21 protein-coding genes and 1 other annotated feature are annotated in these 22,468 nt (G+C 53.7%); of the genes, 6 read left to right on the forward strand and 15 right to left on the reverse strand.

All coding sequences use genetic code 11. From position 1 onward, the window contains the following. Positions 1-16: 16 nt before the first annotated feature. A complete protein-coding gene (locus IRJ17_RS22635) occupies positions 17-2,392 on the reverse strand; it encodes a DNA internalization-related competence protein ComEC/Rec2 (RefSeq protein ID WP_242771964.1) in 2,376 nt (791 codons plus the stop codon). Between the two features lie 213 nt (positions 2,393-2,605). Here IRJ17_RS22635 and asnB point away from each other — a divergent pair, with 213 nt between their 5' ends. The 3 genes from asnB (at position 2,606) to comER (ending at position 6,310) form a co-directional block, all read left to right on the forward strand. Then, positions 2,606-4,531, forward strand: a complete 1,926-nt coding sequence (asnB, locus tag IRJ17_RS22640; protein WP_217022441.1) for an asparagine synthase (glutamine-hydrolyzing) — start codon at positions 2,606-2,608, stop codon at positions 4,529-4,531. 112 nt (positions 4,532-4,643) lie between these two features. Beyond that, a complete protein-coding gene (locus IRJ17_RS22645) occupies positions 4,644-5,405 on the forward strand; it encodes a helix-hairpin-helix domain-containing protein (protein ID WP_242771965.1) in 762 nt (253 codons plus the stop codon). A 71-nt stretch (positions 5,406-5,476) separates the two neighbouring features. After that, positions 5,477-6,310 carry a late competence protein ComER gene (gene comER, locus IRJ17_RS22650; RefSeq protein ID WP_242771966.1) on the forward strand — a complete coding sequence of 278 codons (834 nt, stop codon included), beginning with the start codon at positions 5,477-5,479 and terminating at the stop codon, positions 6,308-6,310. Positions 6,311-6,900: 590 nt separating this feature from the next. Here the strand turns inward: comER and leuS are convergent. The 9 genes from leuS to IRJ17_RS22695 all read right to left on the reverse strand — a co-directional run bounded on the left by leuS (position 6,901) and on the right by IRJ17_RS22695 (position 14,930). Next, the gene (gene leuS / locus IRJ17_RS22655) at positions 6,901-9,318 is read right to left on the reverse strand and encodes a leucine--tRNA ligase (RefSeq protein ID WP_122964129.1); all 2,418 of its coding nucleotides are present in this window, start codon (positions 9,316-9,318) and stop codon (positions 6,901-6,903) included. Positions 9,319-9,447: 129 nt separating this feature from the next. Beyond that, positions 9,448-9,689: a binding site (T-box leader), on the reverse strand. A 51-nt stretch (positions 9,690-9,740) separates the two neighbouring features. Further along, on the reverse strand, positions 9,741-10,478 hold the full coding sequence (locus IRJ17_RS22660; protein WP_242771967.1) for a class I SAM-dependent DNA methyltransferase: 738 nt from the start codon (positions 10,476-10,478) through the stop codon (positions 9,741-9,743). Between the two features lie 5 nt (positions 10,479-10,483). Further along, entirely contained in the window at positions 10,484-10,840 is a 357-nt protein-coding gene (gene rsfS / locus IRJ17_RS22665; RefSeq protein ID WP_063231353.1) for a ribosome silencing factor, read from the reverse strand. Continuing rightward, positions 10,840-11,430, reverse strand: coding sequence for a bis(5'-nucleosyl)-tetraphosphatase (symmetrical) YqeK (yqeK, locus tag IRJ17_RS22670; RefSeq protein WP_122964131.1), 591 nt, complete (start codon positions 11,428-11,430; stop codon positions 10,840-10,842). Before yqeK ends, rsfS begins: the two co-directional genes overlap by 1 nt. Beyond that, on the reverse strand, positions 11,414-12,007 hold the full coding sequence (locus IRJ17_RS22675) for a nicotinate-nucleotide adenylyltransferase (protein WP_122964132.1): 594 nt from the start codon (positions 12,005-12,007) through the stop codon (positions 11,414-11,416). Before IRJ17_RS22675 ends, yqeK begins: the two co-directional genes overlap by 17 nt. A 17-nt stretch (positions 12,008-12,024) precedes the next feature. Then, positions 12,025-12,315, reverse strand: a complete 291-nt coding sequence (gene yhbY / locus IRJ17_RS22680) for a ribosome assembly RNA-binding protein YhbY (protein ID WP_122964133.1) — start codon at positions 12,313-12,315, stop codon at positions 12,025-12,027. 37 nt (positions 12,316-12,352) lie between these two features. After that, positions 12,353-13,204: a shikimate dehydrogenase gene (locus IRJ17_RS22685; RefSeq protein ID WP_122964134.1), complete on the reverse strand. Its 852-nt coding sequence runs from the start codon at positions 13,202-13,204 to the stop codon at positions 12,353-12,355. 83 nt (positions 13,205-13,287) lie between these two features. Next, positions 13,288-14,409: a ribosome biogenesis GTPase YqeH gene (gene yqeH / locus IRJ17_RS22690; protein ID WP_122964135.1), complete on the reverse strand. Its 1,122-nt coding sequence runs from the start codon at positions 14,407-14,409 to the stop codon at positions 13,288-13,290. Further along, positions 14,406-14,930 (reverse strand): YqeG family HAD IIIA-type phosphatase, encoded by a 525-nt coding sequence (locus IRJ17_RS22695; protein WP_122964136.1) that lies wholly within the window; start codon positions 14,928-14,930, stop codon positions 14,406-14,408. Before IRJ17_RS22695 ends, yqeH begins: the two co-directional genes overlap by 4 nt. Before the next feature lie 199 nt (positions 14,931-15,129). On the opposite strand from IRJ17_RS22695, the gene IRJ17_RS22700 reads away from it, so the two are divergent. Both IRJ17_RS22700 and IRJ17_RS22705 read left to right on the forward strand, forming a co-directional pair. After that, positions 15,130-15,693 (forward strand): TetR/AcrR family transcriptional regulator, encoded by a 564-nt coding sequence (locus IRJ17_RS22700; RefSeq protein ID WP_173597427.1) that lies wholly within the window; start codon positions 15,130-15,132, stop codon positions 15,691-15,693. A gap of 81 nt (positions 15,694-15,774) precedes the next feature. Further along, entirely contained in the window at positions 15,775-16,995 is a 1,221-nt protein-coding gene (locus IRJ17_RS22705; protein WP_173597428.1) for an MFS transporter, read from the forward strand. A gap of 251 nt (positions 16,996-17,246) precedes the next feature. Here IRJ17_RS22705 and IRJ17_RS22710 read toward each other — a convergent pair whose 3' ends face one another. From IRJ17_RS22710 to IRJ17_RS22730, 5 genes are all read right to left on the reverse strand, one after another. After that, a complete protein-coding gene (locus IRJ17_RS22710) occupies positions 17,247-17,444 on the reverse strand; it encodes a hypothetical protein (RefSeq protein WP_122964139.1) in 198 nt (65 codons plus the stop codon). A gap of 11 nt (positions 17,445-17,455) precedes the next feature. Then, the gene (locus IRJ17_RS22715; protein WP_122964140.1) at positions 17,456-18,508 is read right to left on the reverse strand and encodes a DNA polymerase IV; all 1,053 of its coding nucleotides are present in this window, start codon (positions 18,506-18,508) and stop codon (positions 17,456-17,458) included. A 99-nt stretch (positions 18,509-18,607) separates the two neighbouring features. After that, positions 18,608-19,051: a peroxiredoxin gene (locus IRJ17_RS22720; RefSeq protein WP_122964141.1), complete on the reverse strand. Its 444-nt coding sequence runs from the start codon at positions 19,049-19,051 to the stop codon at positions 18,608-18,610. A gap of 87 nt (positions 19,052-19,138) precedes the next feature. Continuing rightward, the gene (locus IRJ17_RS22725; RefSeq protein WP_122964142.1) at positions 19,139-19,873 is read right to left on the reverse strand and encodes a gamma-glutamyl-gamma-aminobutyrate hydrolase family protein; all 735 of its coding nucleotides are present in this window, start codon (positions 19,871-19,873) and stop codon (positions 19,139-19,141) included. 30 nt (positions 19,874-19,903) lie between these two features. After that, positions 19,904-21,529, reverse strand: coding sequence for a peptide ABC transporter substrate-binding protein (locus IRJ17_RS22730; protein ID WP_122964143.1), 1,626 nt, complete (start codon positions 21,527-21,529; stop codon positions 19,904-19,906). A gap of 108 nt (positions 21,530-21,637) precedes the next feature. Here IRJ17_RS22730 and IRJ17_RS22735 point away from each other — a divergent pair, with 108 nt between their 5' ends. Further along, positions 21,638-22,450 carry a serine hydrolase gene (locus tag IRJ17_RS22735; protein WP_122964144.1) on the forward strand — a complete coding sequence of 271 codons (813 nt, stop codon included), beginning with the start codon at positions 21,638-21,640 and terminating at the stop codon, positions 22,448-22,450. The last annotated feature ends 18 nt before the right edge of the window (positions 22,451-22,468 follow it).

Consider the following 22,468-nt stretch of genomic DNA (forward strand, 5'->3'; position numbering starts at 1 on the left):
AAAGGTTGCAACCATGTTATGTATCCAATTGTTGGGTCTTCCAAATCAGTCCCGCAGACGAGATAATCAGCGTAACCGCCCCTTGCTGATCCGTTCGGTAAACGGCAGCACCGCAGCTTTCCAGACGATGCAGTACCTCGCTCGCAGGATGTCCGTACCGATTGTTCACGCCAACCGAAATGACCGCTGCCTCGGGAGAAACAGCTGCCAGCAGTTCGTCGGTACTGGAGCTTTTGCTGCCGTGATGGGCGACTTTCAAAACGTCGACGGGCGTCAAGCCGTTTTGCACAAGGACCGCCTCTCCGTCCTTTTCCACATCTCCCGTAAATAAGACCGTTTTGTTGTATGCCGTCAGCTGAAGCACGACGGACGCATCATTGCCGCGAAGAGTCGTTTTTCCAGGATGAAGCCATTTCCATTCGATTTCCGGCCCATCCGACCACACCTGACCAGGGGTGCCAGTCGTAATGGGAACGCCTTTTTGCTGGAACATCTGGAGAATCTCCGTCTCTTTCTCCTCCGGTGTTGCAGCATTCACCATCACTTCTCCAAAAGAAAAGCGGGGCACCAGCGCTTTCATTCCACCGATATGGTCCCAATCGCCATGCGTCATGATGACACGGTCAATTTTCTCAATCCCGCGCGACATCAGAAACGGGAGGACGACGTCTTTGCCCACTTCAAACGGGTCGCGCTTTTCCATCCATGGCTCCGCTGCCGGATGGCGCATTGTCCCACCCGCATCCATTAAGTATACCTTCTGATTGCCAATTTCGACAACGATGGAATCCCCTTGCCCGACATCCAGGAACGTGATTCGCACTTCATCGCTGCCTGCGAACGGTTGTCTCGCCGCCGCCAAAAGCCCGAGAAATAAGGCCAAACAGAGCACGACGTCGCGTTTCCGATGAAAACCGAGCTTCCACAAACTGGGCATGCTCCCGAGAAAACAGGCATACAGGAGGAGCCACCACCATTCCGGATGCGGCCAGTAGGTAAATGGAATCAGCCACTGATCCATAGCCAGGAGCGGTTCGTGTACCCAGCTGAGCAAATGGGTAGCCACCCAGACAGGGAGCGTCGCCAGCGCCGGGTGAAGCAAATCAAGCACGATCGCCGCATATCCGAGCGGCAAGACAGAAAAAGACAGCACAGGCGTCACAATCAGATTGACCAGCCAGGAAAGCGGAGAAAACTGGTGAAAATGGTACAGCAGAAACGGAAAAGAGACGAGCTGGGCGGAAACCGTCACAGCCACAAGTGTTCTGATCCACGCAGGCACGCGGACAGCTACTTGCTGGCTGTACGGCACAAACAAAATAAGTCCCAGCGTAACGGCAAAAGACAGTTGGAAGCCGACATGCCACAACTGATACGGATTCGTGGCGAGCATGCCGAGGAGCGTGCCTGCCCAAATCTCTTTTCCATCCAGTCTTTTCCCCACGACCTGACAGACAAGACCTACTCCTCCCATCAAGCCGGCTCGCACAGCGGAAGCACTGGCGCCAACGAGCAGTACGTAACCCACAAGCAGCAAGACCGTCGCACATAGGCTCCAGCGACGGCTGACGCCCGCTTTTTCCAGCGTCCACAAAAACATCGAGGTCACCAGTGTCACATGCAAGCCGGATATGGCGAGAATATGGCTCAGGCCCAAATTGGTGTACATGGACGCAAGCTGGGGCGTCACCTCCTGACTGACCCCAAGCAGCAACGACTTCATGTATCCCGCCGTTTCTTGATCGGGAAACAAGCGGTCAATCCGGCTCGCTCCCGCCTCCTGCCACTCCTGAAAGCTCCCCCATACGCTTGCCGCCGCCTCTGTGCGCACCTCGCCAAATGATGTGTCGCCTGTGACGTGTACCCCTTGCCAATGCAAATAGCGGGCATAGTCAAAAGCGTGCGGGTTACGCGCCCCACTCGGCAAAGCCAGCCGGACAAAAGCCGTCAGCTGGCTGCCCGTCCGCCACTTTTCAATCGCAGCTGCTTCCTCAGCCGTACCTAATTGGACGCGAAGAACTATTTTTTCGTTACTGGCAAGCGGACGCAACCGCTCTTTTTCCTCCCCCCATTCGCTGATGGTGGCAAAAAAACGGGCAGCATCGCCGTCCCGCTTGACGACAGAAGCAATCTCTCCACGAACCCAGACAGCCGCTTGCTGTTCAGCTGATGGTTTCAGCGTGGACGCATGGAGAATCTCGTACCCATAAAAATAGAGACCTGCTAGAATAGAGAGGAAGCAGTAAAAAGCGAGCCGCCTTCGGTAGACAAGCGGAAGAAACGCCAAGACTGCTGCCCATGCGCCGAGAACGCCCGCCATCCAAAAGGGCTGGACGTAGGCAGCCAGGAGAAAACCGCTCATTACGGCCAGACTAGCGCCCCAAAGTGACATAGTCTCTCCCTCCGTTCTTTGTCGAACTGTTCTTTTCTTTAGGAGAGTATATCCCTTGGCGTGCGGACAAAAATAGAAGAGACGAGAGTCCTTTTTCCTTAGGCTGTACGACTGTTTTGCGTACAGTCCCAAGCATTCAGAAGAGATTGCGCCAGCTTGCGATACGTGATAGAGTTAGCAGGAGCAATCCAGTGAGAGGAAGAGTCATTTCATATGTGTGGAATCGTAACACTCTACAACAAGCGGCAAATGCCAGTTAGGCAAGAAGCGATCAGCGCGATGACCGGTATCATCCTGCACCGTGGTCCAGACGACGATGGTTTTCATCTCGAAGACAACATCGCCCTGGGCTTTCGTCGTTTAAGCATCATTGACGTGGAAGGCGGGCATCAACCGCTGTTTAACGAAACACGTGACATCTGGATTATTGGCAACGGTGAAGTGTACAACTACAAGGAATTGCAACAATGGTTAAAAGACATCGGTCACGTTTTCCATACCGATTCTGATATTGAAACCATCCTGCACCTCTACGAGGAGGTAGGAACAGAAGCACCTAAACATTTGCGCGGCATGTTCGGCTTTACCATTTACGACTCCCGCAAAAAACGGTTGTTCGGCGCACGCGACCACTTCGGGATCAAGCCGCTCTACTACGTGGAGACGCAAGATTCCATCGGGGTCGCCAGCGAAATCAAAAGCTTGCTGGAGATTCCTGGATTTACGCGCGAAGTAAACCACAACGGTTTTTATCATTACTTGACTTTCCAATACGTGCCTGATCCGGAAACGATGTATCAAGGCATCTATCGCATCCCGCCAGCGCACTCGTTCATCGTCGAAAACGACCAGATCAAGCTGGAACGCTACTGGGACGTGGAGTTCAAGCCGGATGAGAGCAAGCCGTTCTCGTATTTCGTCGAAGGAACCCGCGATGTGATGATGGAGTCGATCGACAAGCACCGGATTAGCGAAGTGCCGCGCGGAGCTTTCCTCTCCAGCGGCGTCGATTCCAGCAGTATCGTCGCCATGCTGCGCACCTATGAGCCGGTGAAAACTTTTTCCGTCGGATCAGACATCCCTGGCTACAGCGAGCTTGATTTCGCCAAGCGCACGGCTGGCTTTTTGGGAACCGAGCACTTCGAGCGGGTAATCAACGCCCAGCAATACATGGACGAATTGCCGCGTCTCATCTGGCATCAGGATGAGCCGGTGGCAGACCCTTCTGCGATCTTGCTCTACTTCGTTGCGCAAATGGCAAGCGAGCACGTCACTGTCGTCTTGTCTGGCGAAGGTGCCGACGAATTTTTTGGCGGGTACAACATCTACAGAGAACCTAGCTCTCTCAAAATGTTTTCCGGCATGCCGGGCTGGATGCGTCAGTCCATCGGCTACATGGCCCATCGCCTGCCTGATCAGGTAAAAGGGAAAAACTTCCTCATCCGCGGTTCGAAAACGGTTGAGCAACGCTTTTTCGGAAACGCCCTGATCTTCAGCGAAGAGATGAAAAGACGCGTCGTGATGGACGACATCGCACGCTCTGAATCGTACGTCTCGCCGTTTACGATCACCGAGGACATTTACAAGCGCGCCTCCCAGTACGATGATGTAACGAAAATGCAGTATCTGGACATTCACACTTGGCTGCGCGGAAACATTTTGATGAAAGCCGACAAAATGACGATGGCCAACTCCCTGGAGCTGCGCGTTCCGTTCATCGATCTGAAGGTGTTCGAATTTGCTGCGACCATTCCGACGAAGTACAAGATCGCCAACGGCACGACCAAACACGTTCTGCGCGAGGCGATGAAAGACTTCTTGCCGCAGGAAATCAAATCGAAGAAGAAACTGGGCTTCCCGGTTCCGACGCGCCATTGGCTGAAAAACGAGTTTTACAAATGGGCCAAAGAGATCATTTTCGAATCGAAGGTCGACAATTTGATCAACAAGGCTTACGTGCTCTACATGCTTGACGAGCATCGCGAAGGCAATGCCGACTACAGCCGCAAAATCTGGACGATTCTCGTCTTCATGCTGTGGCACCAAATTTTCATCGAGCAAAAATATACGTTTGATCCGTATGTGAGTCCAAACGTAGACATTCGCCGCAAAAAAAATTCCTTGCAGCACATCGGTTAACTTAACTGGCAAGGAGCGAGTGAAAAAAATTTGCAGACCCTCTCTTACTTTTCGTAGATTGTGACTAGAGCGATTTCACAATCATGCGCGGGGTAAGGGAGGGTCTTTTGTCATGCTTCTCGATTGGTGGGAACGTTATCGCCGTCTCATTCTGGTCGTTGCGGCCATCGCATTTTTGGCGCTCAGCTTTTGGCTTTATCAGCGAGACAACCGCGAAGGGACGGTTGGCGTGCCGATCGCTGCGTCTGCCTATGCGCAGGGCGCAGCGGAGCCGAAAGCGCCATCCGTTGCCACCACGCCAGCGGAGCAAAGAGCCGCACCTGACGCGTCGGTGCCTGCTTCGGCTTCCAGGCAGCTTGCAGCCGGGGCGGCACAAGAGCAAGCTGCTCCGCCTCTTTACGTCGACGTGAAAGGAAAAGTAAAAAAACCGGGGCTGTATCGCTTTGCGCCTGGCAAGCGGGTCGCAGATGCAATCGAAGAGGCTGGCGGAGCGCTTCCACAAGCAGACCTCGATCAAATCAATCTGGCTCAGCCACTTGCGGACGGCACCGCCTTGATCATTCCGGCAAAAGGCAGCAGCGGCACTTCTCCCCTGCCCGGCGTAGGCTTGCCCTCCCCCGCTTCTGTCCAGGTGGGCGTGAATGGTGCTCCTAGCGCGGGGAGCAGCAAGCAACCAGGCAAAACGGTCAATCTCAACTCGGCCACAGTCCAGGAGCTGATGACGTTGCCTGGAATCGGCGAGTCGCGGGCAGCAGCGATCCTGGAATACCGCACGCAAGTCGGTCGTTTTCGCTCGGTCGACGAGTTGAAAAAGGTATCGGGGATCGGGGCCAAGATGTTCGAAAAGATCAAAGACCACATCGTTGCGCAATAAACGATCATCCGGTCATGATTGGCAAAATTGCCACATAGAATGGGAAAAGAATATCGGAGGGAGGTATGCCCATGGATAAAATCGGGTTCATTGGTACGGGCAGCATGGGCAGTATCTTAATTGAAGCATTGCTGTCCGCCAAAGCGCTGTCTCCCAGCCAAATGATCATCACCAATCGCACAATCGAAAAAGCCGAACAGCTCGCAAAGCGGCTTGGCGGGCTGGCGGTCGCTCATAGCAACGCAGACTTGGCCAGAGAAGCCAACATCATCGTGTTGTGCGTCAAGCCGCTGGAATACAGCGAGTTGCTTGCCCAACTCGCCCCTGTTTTGACGGAGGGACATCTGTTCATCACCATTACCAGCCCGATCAAACTGGAGCATTTGGAATCGAAAGTGCCATGCGCCATCGCCCGGGTCGTGCCCAGCATTACCAATGCCGCACAAAGCGGAGTCAGTCTATGCGAGTTCGGGTCGCGCGTTAGCGAGGAGCAACGTCATTACATCCGCAATCTTTTCGCCCACATCAGTACCCCGGTCGAAATCAGCGAACCGTTTTTGCGCATCACTTCGGACATCGCCAGTTGCGGCCCTGCTTTTCTCAGCTACATTTTGCAGCAGATGATTCAAGATGCCGTGGAGGAGACAAACATTTCTCCAGAGGCTGCTACGTATTTGACCTCGCAGATGCTGATCGGCGTGGCTGACTTGCTTCGGGAAGAAAAATTTACGCTCCCTTCCTTGCAGCAACGGGTCTGCGTCCCGGGAGGCATCACCGGAGAAGGTTTGATTCCTTTGCAAAGTAAGTTTCCAGGCATTTTCAGAGAAGTATTCCAGCGCACACAGGCAAAATTTTCCGAGGATCAGGAGCTGCTTGACCGTTACTTGAATGAACAGCCGCAGTAGCTTGCATATGTGCTGATCGTTGCACAGGTCGATTAAAAGATCGCGTGACAGGCTGCGTGACAGTATGCTTGACTGGGCGCGTGATAGGCTGCGTGATAGGCTGCGTGATAGTACACTTGACCGGGCGCATGACAGGCTTCGTGACAGTATGCTTGACCGGGCGCGTGATGGGCTGCGTGATAGTACACTTGACCGGGCGCGTGATAGGCTGCGTGACAGTACACTTGACCGGGCGCGTGATAGGCTGCGTGACGGGTACGCTTTGACCAAGCGCGTGATAGGTCGCGTGACAGTACGCATGACCAGGTGCATGACAGGCCGCGTGACAGTACGCATGACCAAGCGCGTGATAGGCTGCGTGACGGGTACGCTTGACCCGGGCGCGTGACAGTACGCTTGATCAGGCGCCGCGTGACAGGCTTGCTTGCCGGACCCGCACGCAGATAATCAAAAAGGAGTGGGACGCCTGTCGTGCAGGCTCCACTCCTTTTTTCCGTTTGGATTATCATGCTCCCTCTTCTAACCAGCAGTGATTACTAAAGACAGAAGTAGCAAGCAAATAATCTTGTATGGTTGTTCACTCGAATCGATTAGCGAACGACGATGTTGACCAGTTTGCCAGGAACGGCAATGATTTTGACGATCGTTTTGCCATCGATCAGTTCTTTGATCATGTCGTTGTTAAGCGCCAGCTCTTCCATTTGTTCCTTGGTCGAATCGGAAGCGATCAGCAACTTCTCTTTGTTCTTGCCGTTAATCTGGATGACGATTTCCACTTCGTCCTCCACCAGCTTCGACTCATCGTAAGTTGGCCATGCTTCGTAGGAGATCGTTTCGTTGTGTCCGAGCTTCTCCCACAGTTCTTCACCCAAGTGCGGAGCGATTGGCGACAACATTTTTACGAAGTCTTCCATGTACGATTTCGGCAGAACGTCTGCTTTGTACGCTTCGTTCACGAATACCATCAGTTGGGAGATACCTGTGTTGAAACGCAGGCCCTCGTAGTCTTCGGTTACTTTTTTCACGGTTTGATGGTAAACGCGCTCCATGCTCGTCGCTTTTTTCGTATCGACGATTTTCTCGTTCAGCTGGCCGTTGTCTTGCACGAACAGGCGGTATACGCGGTCCAGGAAGCGGCGCGCACCATCGAGGCCTTTTGTCGACCAGGCGATGGAAGCATCCAGCGGCCCCATGAACATCTCGTACAGGCGGAGCGTATCGGCGCCGTGGCTGTGTACGATATCGTCAGGGTTGACGACGTTGCCTTTGGATTTGCTCATTTTTTCGTTGTTTTCGCCAAGGATCATTCCTTGGTTAAACAGCTTTTGGAATGGCTCCTTGGTAGGTACGACGCCGATGTCGTACAGGAATTTGTGCCAGAAACGGGAGTACAGCAAGTGCAGTACCGCGTGCTCTGCTCCACCGATGTAGATGTCGACTGGCAGCCATTCTTTCAGCTTTTCCGGATCAGCCATGGCTTGATCGTTGTGCGGATCGATAAAGCGCAGGAAGTACCAGCAGCTGCCCGCCCATTGCGGCATCGTGTTGGTTTCGCGGCGCGCTTTCATGCCTGTTTCCGGATCGACGGTGTTCAGCCAATCGGTAATGTTGGCAAGCGGCGATTCGCCCGTGCCGGATGGCTTGATTTCTTTTGTTTTTGGCAGCATAATCGGCAGTTCGGATGCTGGAACAGCTTTCATCGTGCCATCTTCGAGGTGCAAAATCGGAATCGGCTCACCCCAGTAGCGTTGACGGCTGAACAGCCAGTCGCGCAGACGGTAGGTCACTTTGCGATTTCCTTTGCCTTCGGCTTCCAGCCATTCGATCATTTTGTTGATCGCCTGCTCTTTGTTCAGACCGTCGAGCATGCCGGAATTGATATGCTCTCCGTCGCCTGTGTACGCTTCTTTGGAAATGTCTCCGCCCGCGATTACCGCTTTGATCGGCAGGTCGAATGTTTTTGCAAATTCATAGTCGCGCTCGTCGTGTGCAGGTACCGCCATGATCGAGCCGGTTCCATAGCTGATCAGCACGTAGTCCGCGATCCAGATCGGCAGGCGCTCGCCGTTTACCGGATTGATGGCGTATGCCCCGGTGAATACCCCTGTCTTTTCTTTTGCCAGGTCTGTACGTTCCAGATCGCTTTTGTGTTTGGCTTGCTCCAGATAAGCTTCTACGGCTGCTTTTTGCTCTGGGCTGGTAATCTGCTCAACCAGTTTGTGCTCTGGAGCGAGTACCGCGTAAGTAGCGCCGTAGAGCGTGTCCGGGCGCGTCGTGAAGACGGTAAAGCTTTGATCGTGTCCGTCGACGGCAAAAGTAACTTCTGCCCCTTCGGAGCGGCCGATCCAGTTGCGCTGCATTTCCTTGATGCTCTCCGGCCAATCCAGCTCTTCCAGGTCTTGCAGCAGTCTTTCCGCATAGGCCGTAATTTTCAGCACCCATTGCTTCATTGGACGGCGCTCGACTGGATGTCCGCCGCGCTCGCTCTTGCCATCGATGACTTCTTCGTTTGCCAGCACCGTTCCCAGTGCAGGGCACCAGTTTACAGCTACTTCGTCAATGTACGCCAAGCCGTGCTCATACAGCTTCGTGAAAATCCACTGGGTCCATTTGTAGTAGTGCGGGTCAGTCGTGTTGATCTCTCTGTCCCAATCGTAGGAGAAGCCCAAAGACTTGATTTGGCGGCGGAACGTGTTGATATTTTTTTCCGTGAACTCCGCAGGGTCATTGCCTGTGTCGAGCGCGTATTGCTCAGCAGGCAGACCAAACGCATCCCACCCCATTGGGTGAAGCACGTTGTAGCCTTGCATCCGCTTCATGCGGGACAAAATATCGGTAGCCGTATAGCCTTCCGGGTGTCCGACGTGCAGCCCTGCACCGGAAGGGTACGGGAACATATCGAGAGCGTAAAACTTTTGCTTGCCTGGGTCTTCTGATGTTTTAAAGGTTTTGTTTTGCTCCCAGTATTGTTGCCATTTTTTTTCGACTTCACGATGACTGAAAACCATGGTAGAGCACTCCCATCTTAAAATAGGTAAAAAAGTAGAAAACTTGGCTATGCCAAGCTGTTGCCAACATCATGATCCAAACTGCCTTTCGGCCATATAAAGAAAACCTCACGCCCCAATCGCTTGAACGAAAGGGACGAGAGGTTTGTTTATACTCCCGCGGTACCACCCACATTGGCGAATGCAAAGCATCCACCCACTTAAATCCGTAACGGGGATGAGCCGCCCACCCTTACACAACCATATTAGAATGGCCTTCAAGGCGAGTGCTGAGAGGCGAGTTCGGACGATCCCGGGTTGACTTGCACCTGCCGTCAACTCTCTGTATGCTCGCGGGGCATATTCCTACTATTCCTCTTAAACGCGTCGAAATTTGCAGTTATAACGCCATTATAGTCAATTGGAACCAACCATGTCAAACTTTATGGCTTGCGTGCGGAAAAAAACAGGCGCTCGCTCGCTTCCTGCGGTGGCAAGTCCGAATAGTCTGCCGTAATGACGATGTCCGTGAACCCGGCCTCCGCGAGCCAGCGCATCAGTTGCACAGGCTGGTAAGCTCTTTGCCAATGCTCCTCCTCCATCCGCTCGTACAAGCCGTTTGGCTGGCGGATGAAAAAGGTCAGCTGATGCTCTACTTCCAGGCGAAGCGGGTCGCAGAAACATTGCCAAATGTACGAAACCTCGTCGTCGACGTAGGTGAACGTCTCGTCTCCGAAAACGTGCAGCATCTTGTACGGACTGTGCACATCAAACAAGAAGCTTCCCCCTGGAGCAAGATGAGCGAACACGCGTCGGAACGTCTCTTGCACGTCCGCCTCTTCTGTCAAGTAGCTGAGCGAGTCGCACAAGGAAATGACCGCATCGGCTTCCGGCAAGGAAAGCTCGCGCATATCTTGTTCCACCCACGCTACCTCTACTTGCTCCTGGCGCATTTTATCGTAGGCAATCGCCAGCATTTCGGCTGAGAGGTCGACACCTGTGACGCGATAGCCCCGCTTCGCCAGCGGAATGGCGATCGTCCCTGTCCCGCAGCCGAGATCGATAATCCGCTTGGATGCGCTGCCTTTTTGCCAGCTACGCTCAATCCAGTCGAGCCACTGATCGTAGGGGGTGTCTGCCATCAACGCATCGTAGACGGCGGCCATGTGTGCGTAGGCCATCTTTATTACCCTTGCACAGCGAAGGAAACCTCTTCTGCATCCTTCCACAGGCGCTCCAGGTTGTAAAACTCGCGATCTTCCCGGTGGAAGACGTGAATGACGATATCTCCCAGGTCAACCAGCACCCAGCGACCTTCGTCTGCCCCTTCAATCCCGCGAACATCATAGCCGTTTTTATGGGCCTGGTCGCGAATCTCGCGCACGATTGCCTGTACTTGGCGCTCGTTGTTTCCGTGGCAAATCATGAAGTAATCTGCAATGACGGACAGCTTGCTGATGTCCAGCACCTTGAGATTTTCTGCCTTTTTGTCATCGGCTGCCTTCACTACCAAGCGAGCCAACTCTTCTACTGTTTTAACCATCAAAACCCTCCTTCTCTCCCTTTGCGGGATACCAAATCGTTATAGGCAATCAGCGTCAACGGATAAACCGTTTTCTGCTTTTCTATCAAAAACTGAATGGTGCCGCCCAAAGCTAGTGCCAAGGCTTGATCCAAATTCTTTTCAGCCAGCGCGCGAATCTCGTCGACACCAGGAAAAATGCGGTTCGGTTCTATATAGTCTGCCACACAAACGACTTTTTCTAACAGGGACATCCCCGCTCGCCCCGTCGTGTGGTAGCGAACGGCTTGCAAAATATCCGTATCTGTCACACCGAGATCCGTCTGGATGACGATCGCCCCGGCAAACGCGTGCCACAGCTCTTTTTCCCCTTCCAGAAGCTCTGTCGGCATATCGTGGCGAACGAGAATTTCGAACATTTTCTCCACGGGCCAGCATTTGCAGTAGTCGTGCAACAGCCCTGCAAGCTCCGCTTTGTCCGGGTCAGCCCCGTAGCGAACGGCAAGGTTGCGAGCTGACTGGGCGACTCCGAGCGTGTGGTTGAAGCGCTTTTCATGCATTTGCGCCCGAATGCGGGCAAGCAGTTCTTCCCGATTAGTCAAGAGTTTCATAGAATCGGTTCTCCTTTATATAGCGCTCCACAGCAGCTGGCACCAGGTAGCGGATGCTTTTGCCCGCAGCCGCCTTTTCGCGGATCAATGTGGAAGAGATGTCCCAAACCGGCATCTCCACAAACGTGACGTACTCGCTTGCCTCCCGATCCAGCTCGGTGCCCGGCCGGGCGAGTCCTATAAAGCGTACCATGCGAAGCAGCTCTTGGAACTGGTACCATTTGGGCAAGATTTTGACCATGTCTCCCCCAATAATAAAAGAAAACTGACAATCAGGGAACTGCTGTGTTAGCTGAACCATTGTGTCGTAGGTGTAGGAGGGGCCTTCTCTTCTCAGCTCGATATCCGTGACGCGAAAAGCCTCGTGATCGGCCACAGCCATCTGAACCATGTTCAGGCGATGCTCTGCCAATGTCAGACTGTCCCTCTGTTTGTGCGGAGGAATGTGCGTCGGCATGAACCAGATTTCATCAAGCCCGGCCTGTTCCCTGGCTTGTTCTGCTGCCAGCAAATGACCGCAGTGGATCGGATCGAATGTCCCGCCCATCATCCCTACTTTTTTGACGGCATGCTTCATGGCGGTAGTCCTTATGGTTACGGCAGCTTGATGGTCTTGTGCTCCCGGGACTCTTTGTACAAGACAACCGTATGGCCGATCAGCTGTACCAGCTCGGCACCCGCACCTGCTGCCAAATCTTCTGCTACCTCGTGTTTGTCATCGCTGTTGTTTTGCAAGATCGCTACTTTGATCAATTCGCGCACTTCCAGCGCCTCTTTGATCTGGGTGATCATATTTTCATTCACGCCCCCTTTTCCTACTTGGAAAATCGGGGTGAGATGGTGTGCTTCTGCGCGCAAAAAGCGCTTTTGCTTGCCGGTCAACATCGGCATGCCTCCTTTTAGTTCCTGCAATCAAGATTGATCAGGTTGTTTTCGTCAGTTGCTGCAAGACAATCTCACGCATGACATCTGTCGGTGCGTCTGTTCCCGTCCACAGCTCAAATGCCAGTGCACCCTGGTTTACGAACATCCCGACGCCGGAGTGGACAGTCGCGCCGATTTCTTTCGCTTCACGCAACAGGCGCGTCTCCAGCGGGTTGTAAATCAGGTCGCTGACAGTCAGGCCGGGATGGAGCCATTCTGCTGGCACAGGAGTTTCCTGCACGTTTGGCAGCATGCCGATGGAAGTCGTGTTGATCAAAAGGGAGGAGTCTGCGATGGCGTCTTTGCCTTCCCCTTGCTCCACGATCCGCGTCGGGACGATTGTTCCCACATGCTCTGCCAGTACAGCCGCTCTTTCCCGCGAGCGGTTGATGATGCGAATTTCCTTGACGCCTTTTTCCGCCAAAGTAAACGCAACAGCACGGGCAGCTCCGCCCGCGCCCATCATCGTGACAATTTGTTTGTCCAGCACGATCCCCGTCTCCGCTACAAGCGAGCGGACGTAGCCCATGCCGTCCGTATTGTAACCGATCAGCCTGCCATCCTTGCTTACGACCGTATTGACCGCGCCGATGCGCTTCGCCAGCGGATCGATTTCATCGAGCATCGGCATGATCGCCACCTTGTGGGGAATCGTCACGTTAATCCCGCGCAAGCCCAATGCGCGAATCCCCGCTACCGCGTCCGCCAAGTCTTCCGGGTCTACGTCAAACGCCGCATAAGCGAATCCAAGTCCGGTCTCGGAAAAAGCAGCATTGTGCATCATCGGAGATTGGGAATGGGAAACCGGATGTCCGAACAGGCCAACCAACTGCGTTTTGCTTGTAATCATGGAGCATTTCCTCCCCCGTAGCTTCTCTCTCTAGCATATGGCACGAAAAAGGGAGCGCCATACGCGGATACTTGTTGAACTGGCTAGATCAGCCCGCGGCGCATGCCCACGCTTACTCCTTTTGGCGCGTGAACCACGACGTTCGCTTCGTACTTGCCTTGAATGGTCACCCAGCCCAGCCCGGAGATGACGATATCCGTAGACATTTGCGACTGGGTCACCTTGAAGGAATGCTTGACGAACGGCGGGAGCGCTTTTGCCGCTTCTTCTCCTGTCGGAGGCACCAGCAGCGTGCCGTGATGCTTTTCCATCACTTCGTCCGCTTTTTCCAGCTTCGTGCGATGAATGTACAGGTCGTTGTCTACATAAACGACAAACGGCTGTTTAGATCCACGCACAAAGTCGATGCGTGCCAAGCCGCCGAGAAACAGAGTTTGTCCAGCTTCGAGCTGGTATACTTTGGAGTTGATCCGGCTTTTCGGAGTGATTTTGCGCAAATCGGCTGGCGACACCATATGTCCAATCTGATCGCGGTTGATGATGCCCGGCGTATCGTAAATGGAGCGGCCGTCTTCCAGCGGAATTTCGATTTTATCGAGCGTCGTGCCAGGGAATGGCGATGTCGTGATCTCCAGCTCTGCGGCTCCGTAATCGTGCAGGATGCGGTTGATCATCGTCGATTTGCCGACATTGGTCACTCCGACGATGTACACGTCGCGCCCTTTGCGCAGCTCCCCGATCCGATTCAACAGTTCGTCGATATGCAGTCCTTTTTGCGCACTGATCAGCACGATGTCTTCCGGGCGCAAGCCGCGCTCTTTCGCTTCATGCTGCATCCAGTTGCGCACGCGGTTCAGGTTGATGTTTTTCGGCAGCAAGTCCACTTTGTTGCCCACGAGCAAAATCGGGTTTTTCCCGACAAAGCGCGGCAGCCCTCTGAGCCAGGAGCCTTGGAAGTCAAAAATATCGACGACCATGACGACCAGCGATTGCGTAGAGCCGATGCCATCCAAAATTTTCAGGAAGTCGTCGTCACCCATTCCTACCGGAGCGACTTCATTGTAATGCTTGATGCGATAGCAGCGCTGACAGATGACGACCTTGCGCCCCAATGCCGACTCCGGCGCATAGCCGGGCTTTTTCGCATCCTCTGTCTGAATCGCGATCCCACATCCGGCACAAGAGCCGAGTGTTTGTTCCGTCATGCTTTTCTCCTCCACGAAACCATTCCTTTCCTTTCCATCCAGCTTAAAGCCACGCGCTCCATCTGACGGTTAAAGCGCGTCCAGAAACCGTCCGTCTGGGCCACAGGCACGACCAGGATCGTATGAAACCCCAGTCGATTTCCCCCCAGCACATCAGTAAACAATTGATCGCCAATCACGACAGTCTCGGCGATGGTCACGTTCATTTGCCGAACTGCCTGCAAAAAGGCACGGTTGGTCGGCTTTTTCGCCGCACAAATAAAACCGAGATCGAGTGGTGCACAGAAGCGATGTACGCGCTCCTTGTTGTTGTTGGACACAACAGTGACCTGAATGCCTGCTTCCTGCATCCGGGCCAGCCAGTCGATTACCTCCGGAGTAGCCTCCGGCCTGTCCCACTCCACCAACGTATTGTCCAGGTCTGTTATCACCGCACGGATTTTATTTCGTTTCAATTGATCTATATCAATGTGATGGATTGACTCTACGAACTGACTGGGCATCAGCTTGTTTAAAAACACGGGGCACCTCCAAATGATGTGCAGCCATTAACCGCGATTTCGGCACCTACTATACCATAATCGACCACTCTGTTGCAAAAGAAAAAGCTTGCGCCGCCCCTTGCCACGGACAATCAGAGTGTGTCATAATGGCGGTACTTATAAAACTGTTTTTGTTTAAATAGTTTTCACCCGTAAGTCAGGCAGGGGGTCGCTGAAGATGAAAGACCGAATCATGAAAGGTTTTATTGAAGAGATCAGAGAAAAAGGCATGAAGTTTTCCATGGACGACCTGGCGCGCAGGCTGGGGATCAGCAAGCGAACGCTGTATGAGCATTTTTCTTCCAAAGTGGAGATTCTCGAAACAATCATCTCCCAGACGTTTGCCGAGGGCGATGAAAAAACCCGGCAAATTCTCGCTGACGACAGTCTTTCTCTCCTCGATAAAATCAAAGGGGTCATGCTGGTGTTGCCGACACACTACGAGTTTTACGATTTGCGCATTCTTGAACAGATGAAGCGCTACTACCCGGAGCAATGGGCTCTGGTCGACTCCGCGCTCTCGGACGATTGGCAGACGCTGCGCGCCCTGATTGAACAAGGGGTCAAAGAGGGGCTGATCGTCAACATGAACGTGACATTAGTGATGAAGCTGATCATCGACGCCGTCAATTCGACACTGGATCAGCGCTTTTACATGAAAAACCAGATTACGGTTTCCGAAGCTTTGGCGGCGATTGTCGATGTTCTGTTGTACGGCCTGATCCCTGTGGATAAAAGGTAGCCCCTTTTATTCTCTTTTTTTGCGAAAACCAATAAAACAAAAATAGTTTTTCGAGTACACGACTTGAAAGAGGTGTTCACCATGGCTGTTTTTACCCAAATGACAAAAGCGCAACGCACTGGCTTGCTGTTCGTGATTCTGATTTTGTTCATCGATATGCTGCTCTACAGTCTGTTGATTCCAATCGTCCCTTATTTTTCCGAGACGCTAAAGCCCTCCTCTACCATGATGGGCATTCTGTTCAGCAGCTATGCGGTCGCCATGCTGCTCGCCACTCCGATCTTCGGCCCGATCTCGGACCGCTTGGGCAGACGTGCCGTGCTGTTGGTCGGCCTGATTGGGCTGGCAGCTTCCACGCTGCTGTTCGCGTTCTCTGACACCATGGCCTTGTTGATTACTGCCCGCTTCGTGCAAGGGATTGCAGCGGCTGCGACTTGGCCGACCGCTCTCGCCCTGCTCGCCGACCTGTTCCCTCCGAAAATGCGCGGAGCGGTCATGGGAACGGCGTTGACCGCTATTTCTACAGGCACTTTGCTCGGCGCACCGATCGGCGGCTGGCTGTTTGAGATCAGCGATCACCGGATGCCGTTTCTCGCCGCTGCGGCCTTTACGGTCATCAACATCGTGCTCGTCTTTTTGTTCCTGAAGGAAGAAGCGGCTCGTACAGCCAGCGAAAAGCTTGCGGTAGGCGGATTTTTGCGCAATCCACAGGTCGTCTTCATCGCCGGAATCGTCCTGCTGGCGGAAGTATCGCTCTGTCTCTTGGAGCCGACGCTGCCCGTCTTTTTAACGCAAAAGTTCAGCATCACCCCGACTGCGATCGGCTTGCTGTTTGCAGCGATGACTTTGGCCTACGGATTGATTGCCCCGGTAGCAGGCTCGCTGTCCAACCGTTTTAATCCGTATAAGCTGATGTTCGCCGGAATCGTCATCCTCGCTGTCTTCATGCCTTCACTGGTATGGGCTGGCTCGCTGTGGCAGGCGGGAATTGCGATGGCGCTTGTCGGCGCAGGCGTAGGCTTTACGCTGTCACCCACCCTCCCGACTTTGGGCAGCATCATCGACCAAGGGGGAAGCGGCGCCTATGGCACAGCCTACGCTTTGTTCAACATGTTCCACGGGATCGGCATGGTAGCCGGGCCGTTGGCAGGCGGCATTTTGACGGATTTGTTGCCTGTATCGTCTGCCATCCTCGTTGTGGCAGCAGCCGTGCTTGGCTTCGGCATCATGCTGTTCCTCCAGCTCAAAGCGAGTGGAGCCGTGCGAGTCTCTTCGTCAAAAGGCGAGATGCATTCGTCTTAATGTCTAAAGGAAACGCACAGACGAATGCTGCTGGTAGCGACTGGGTGACCAAGCGACTGAGTGACTGAGCGACTGAGTGACCGAGCGACCGAGCAACCGAGTGACCGAGCGACCGAGCAACCGAGTGACTGAGCAACCGAGTGACCGAGCGACCGAGTGACCAAGCCACTGACGAAGCAACCACATGCTCCAGCCAAACAAACGACACCCCCGCTGTCACGCTAGTACGTGGCCATCGGGGGTGTCGTCTTTTATTCGCTATCGAACGGTTGTTGTCTCGTCTCCATCAGGCGCTTGACCCGCTCTGTCGGAGTCCAGCACTGAAAACGGTAGTCCGGCCGCGTCTCGTACGTCAGCCGCGAACAGCGATAAGTCACGCCGCCGGGCGCTTTTTCCACGCGAAAATGCGTACAGGTCGCACAACAATGAAACGGGTTCTCCTCGCCCATTGCCCCTCCTCCTATCTCCCCAGCTTCCAAGGAAACATGGACAATTGCTCGTAGCGCTCCTGTTTCGGCTCGGCAAAATTGGAAAAGCCAACTCCGACCAGCCTGACACCCGGCGAGTAATCAAACGCATCGAGCAAATCGTCCAGAAGTTCTTGCCAGTTGGCCCCTGCGACTGCCTTGTGCTGTTTGGTCCGTTGCGTAAAATCGGCGTACTTGATCTTGAGCGTAATCGTCTGCGGCTCGACCCCATCCTGGCGCACGTCCTCTTCGACTTCCCGCAGCAAGGAATAGGCAATCGGCGCGATCGACTCGCGGTCATACAAGTCAAAAGACAGTGTCGTCTCGCGGCTCGTCGACTTCGGTGCGCGGTCCATCACGATCTCCCGGCTGTCTTCCCCTCTGGAGCGGTCGTACAGCGAGCGGCCAAACTTGCCGAACAGTTGCACGACCTCGTCCAGAGACAGTTGCCAAAAGTCCTCGACCGTAGCAATGCCCTTTTTGGCGAGCAATTCCTGCGATTTTTTTCCGACGCCGTGCAGCGTTCCGATCGGCAAAGGGCGCAGTACGTCCAGCGCCTGCTCGGGACGAATGATGACAAAAGCGTCCGGCTTTTTCAAATCACTGGCGATTTTCGCCAGCGACATATTATAGGAAAGACCGATACTACAGGTTAATCCTGTCTCCCGTTTGATTCGCCGCTTGAGCTCGCGCGCGACGGGAACGGCATTCTCGTAGTCCGTGACGTCCAGGTAGGCTTCGTCCAACCCGACCGTTTGGTAACGCGCCGTATAGGAAGTGAAAATCTCCCTGACTTCCGCCGATTTCTCGATGTAACGCCCATAGCGGACGGGGAGGTACACACCTTGCGGGCATTTTTTTCGCGCCATCGCGACAGGCATGGCAGAGCGAACACCGTACTTGCGCGCCTCGTAGCTGCACGTCGAGACGACGCCGCGATTGGCTGTTCCCCCGACGATGACCGGCTTGCCGCGCAACTCGGGGCGGTCAAGCTGCTCTACACTGGCGAAAAACGCGTCGATATCCAGATGAAGGAATTTTTTCATAGCGGATAACCACCAAACATACATTCTCATTTGTACTTGTATTATCCTTGTTTTGGCCCTTCAATGCAAGCGGATATCTCCCCAACCGCCGTTCGCCCGTTATTGCTCTTGCGCTTCCATGACCCGAAGCAGCTCGGATACGGGAGGATTGCCTTTTTTCGCGTAGACGATCGTCCCGTCTTTGCCGATGATATAGACGATTCGCTGCTGGAAAAACAACCCGAGGATTTTTCCTACATCATATGCCTCGCGAATTTTTTGGCCTTCATCGACGATCAAAGGAAATTCATACTGAAATTTCGTTGCAAACGCCTGCTTTTTGTCCAGTTCACCCGGATTGATGCCAAACACGACCGTATTTTTCTGCTGCAATGTGCCGTAGTTGTCCTGAAGGGCGCACAGTTGCTTCGTGCATACCGGGGTATCATCTCCCGGGTAAAAGACCAGCACGATCGTTTGCTTGCCTACATAGTCGCGCAAATCGACCGGGCCTTTTGTGCTTTTGGCGGAAAAGAAAGGGGCTTTTGCTCCAATTGGCAACATTTCACTCACCTCTAAGCCCAGTATACATCGAAAATCGTTTTGCGATTGCAAAAAGCCGCCCTGCGCAAGTGCAGAACGGCTTTTCGTTTAGTTGGCTTGCAGCTTTTGCTGTTTTACCCGGGCAATAAATGCCTGGGCGATTTTAAACATCTGGCTATCGTGCGACCACATCCGCTCGGGATGCCATTGCACACCGATGTACAGCCCGTTTTGACTCTCAATCGCTTCAATCACTCCGTCAGCCGCGCATCCTGTCATCTGGAAGCCTGGCGCTACGTCCTTGACTGCCTGATGGTGGGACGTATTGACCAACACTTCTTGTTGTCCGAGAGCGTCCGCCAAAAATCCCGGTTGCAGCGTGACTTTGTGTGCGCCGTACTGGCGCGAGCCTTTTTGCGCGTGCTGGAAGGCTCCCGGAACCTGGCTCGGAATATCCTGGATGAGCGTGCCGCCACACGCTACATTCAAAATCTGCATTCCGCGGCAAATGCCCAAAATCGGCTTTTTCAGCTCCAGCGCCAGCTTGATTACCGCAAGCTCGGCCAAGTCCCGCTCGTATTCGATATCGCCCAGCCCTTGCAGCGGTTCCTCCCCGTACAAGTGAGGGGCAGGATCATCTCCGCCCGTCAAAATCAGGCCGTCGAGCGACTCGACCATTTCCCGAAACGGCGCTTCCTGTACCGTCAAAAGCGGCAGGATAAGCGGTATCCCGCCTGCGCGGGCCACTCCGTCCACATAGCCTGAGCCGACGTAAAAAAATTGATCCAGATTGTTATTCGGGAAATACATTTTCGTACACGCGACACCAATAATCGGACGCACGCAAAGTCACTCCCTTATCGCTACCTTGGTTTATTTGACGTTTGAAGCGTACTTGAAGTCGATGAACCCGAGAGCGTCCACGACGACGTCTTTTACGCTGTCTTGCTTCACCCACGCATAGGTGAAATAGTAGATCGGCAATGCAGGCATTTCATCCATGACGATGGCGTCCGCCTTTTGCAAAATTTCTTTGCGCTTTGCCAGATCGCCTTCCTTGGCAGACTGGGCAAGCAGGTCGAGGAACTCTTTGTTCTCCCATTTCGATGTGTTCAAGCCGCCCTTGAATACTTCCAGGAAGTTGATCGGATCGTTAAAGTCGCCGATCCAGCTGGCGCGGCCGATCGTGAAGTTGCCTTCTTTCATTTGCTCGCGGTGGACTTTGTTCTCTTTGTTCACCAGCTTGACTTCGATGCCAAACGCTTTTCTCCACTGATCCTGGATCACAGTGGCAATACGCTGGTTCACTTCTGTCGTATTGTAGGCGATCGTCAACTCAGGCAACTGGGTCAAGCCTGCTTCCTTCATTCCTTCGGCCAGCAGCTTTTTCGCTGTTTCCACGTCGCCATCCTTGATGTAGCCATCCGGATTGAGCGCCATGGTTGGCGGGAGGATTCCCAGCGCTGGCGTGCTCTTGAACGGCACTACGTTTTCCGAGATTTCCTTGCGGTTGACAGCAGTTGCGAACGCCTGGCGAATTTTTTTGTTGTCGAACGGCTTTTGCGTCGTGTTGAAAATGTACCAGTACGTGCCTGCTGTCGCCTGGGACTGCATTTTCCCGGAATTTTTCAGCGAGTCCAGCGCATCGAGCGGCAAGTCGCCGAGCGGAGAGCCAGCCCAGTCCAGATCGCCTTTTTCGAACATGGACAGCTCGGTATTCGCATCTTCAATCATGTTGATCGTCAAAGTAGACAGTTGCACAGCGTCTTTATCCCAGTAGGAGTCGTTCTTCGCAAACTCGATCAGCGATTTGTGCTCCCATTTTTTCAGGACAAACGGGCCGTTGCCGATGTACGTTTCTGGCTTCGCAGCCCAATCCTTGCCGGCTTCGACCGCCTTTTTATTGACTGGGAAATAAGTGACGGACGCCACCAGCTCAGGGAAGAATGGAGCCGGATTTTCCAGTGTCACGACCAATGTTTTGTCATCGGTCGCCTTCACGCCGACATCGTCCGCTTTCGCCTTCTTGGCGTTGAACGCTTCCCCGTTTTTCAAATAGTACAGCTGATACGCATAGCCGGACGCTGTCTCGGGATCGAGCACCCGTTTCCAGGCGTATTCAAAATCGTGGGCCGTAACGGGATCGCCGTTGGACCATTTGGAATCGCGCAGATGGAACGTGTAGGTCAAGCCATCAGCGGAAACTTCGTACTTCTCGGCGACCGCCTCTTTCAGCTCGCCTTTTGCATTCAGGCGCAGGAGGCCATCAAATGCTGCACGGGCAACAGACATCGAAGGGATATCTTCTGCCAGTCCAGGGTCGATCGTGTTCGGCTCACCTGTGTTCAGGTTGACCTGCATTGTTTGCGGCGCGCTTTTCTGCTCCTCTTGCGCACCTGGCGCTTTCTCTGGCGTGCCGGCTTGCGGCGTTCCACAGCCAGCAAACACCAAGCTGGTCAGCAAAACGGCGCAAAATGATAGATTCTTCAACTTTTTCACAACAAAACCCCCGTCTTTGGAATAATTCTTCTTGATTGTTAGGAGCATGACTAAATAATATTATCTTGAGAAAATTTTGTCTACACGAATAAAAAGGAGATGGGTTTGATGCTATCCAGTCTGTTTACCCCTGTTTCAGAACTTTTGGAAGCTGCTGGCGGTGAGTGGGGAGTCTATCTGGAAGATTTACAGACAAACGAAAAGCTCGCGATCAACGAGAACGAACGGTTTTATGCGGCAAGCGTCATCAAGGTGCCGATCATGACAGCCGTGTTCGCGGAAGCGTATGCCGGAAAGCTCGCTCTCGAAGACAAAATCAAGCTGCGCCAGGAAGATCTCGTCGGCGGGGCAGGCGTTCTTCAGCACATGACACCCGGAACCGAGTTCACCGTGTACGATCTCGTCACCTTGATGATCATCCAGAGTGACAACACAGCCACGAACATGATGATCGATCTCGTCGGGACAGACAGCATCCGCAACGCCATGCGCAAGACAGGCATGGAAAACAGCTCCTTTTACAACAAACTGATGGTCGTGCCCGCCGAACTGGAAGGCTACAACGAGATTACAGCAGCAGATATCGGCAGCCACCTCCGCTATTTGGCGACTGGCAAAGTCATCTCCTACGACAGCTGTCTGAAAATGATTGCGATCTTGAAGCAGCAACAGCATCGCGACCGTTTTCCGTTCCTCTTGCCCGATCCGGATGGCGAGATCATCGGCATGGTTCCCAAATGGGAGTTCGCCAACAAGACAGGCTCGGTTACCAAAATCACGCATGATGTCGGAATTTTCTACACAGGTCCGCACGCGATCAGCGTCTCCCTGCTCAACAAAGGTCTTGCGCAAAAAGATGCAGCTGCTGTCATGGCCCGCATCGGCAGTCTTTTGTATGACGCGTACGGTCCAAAAGCGTAGCTTGCCACTGCCCGCCCG

The sequence above is a fragment of the Brevibacillus parabrevis genome, from assembly GCF_022701015.1.
GTDB classification, from domain to species: Bacteria; Bacillota; Bacilli; order Brevibacillales; family Brevibacillaceae; genus Brevibacillus; species Brevibacillus parabrevis.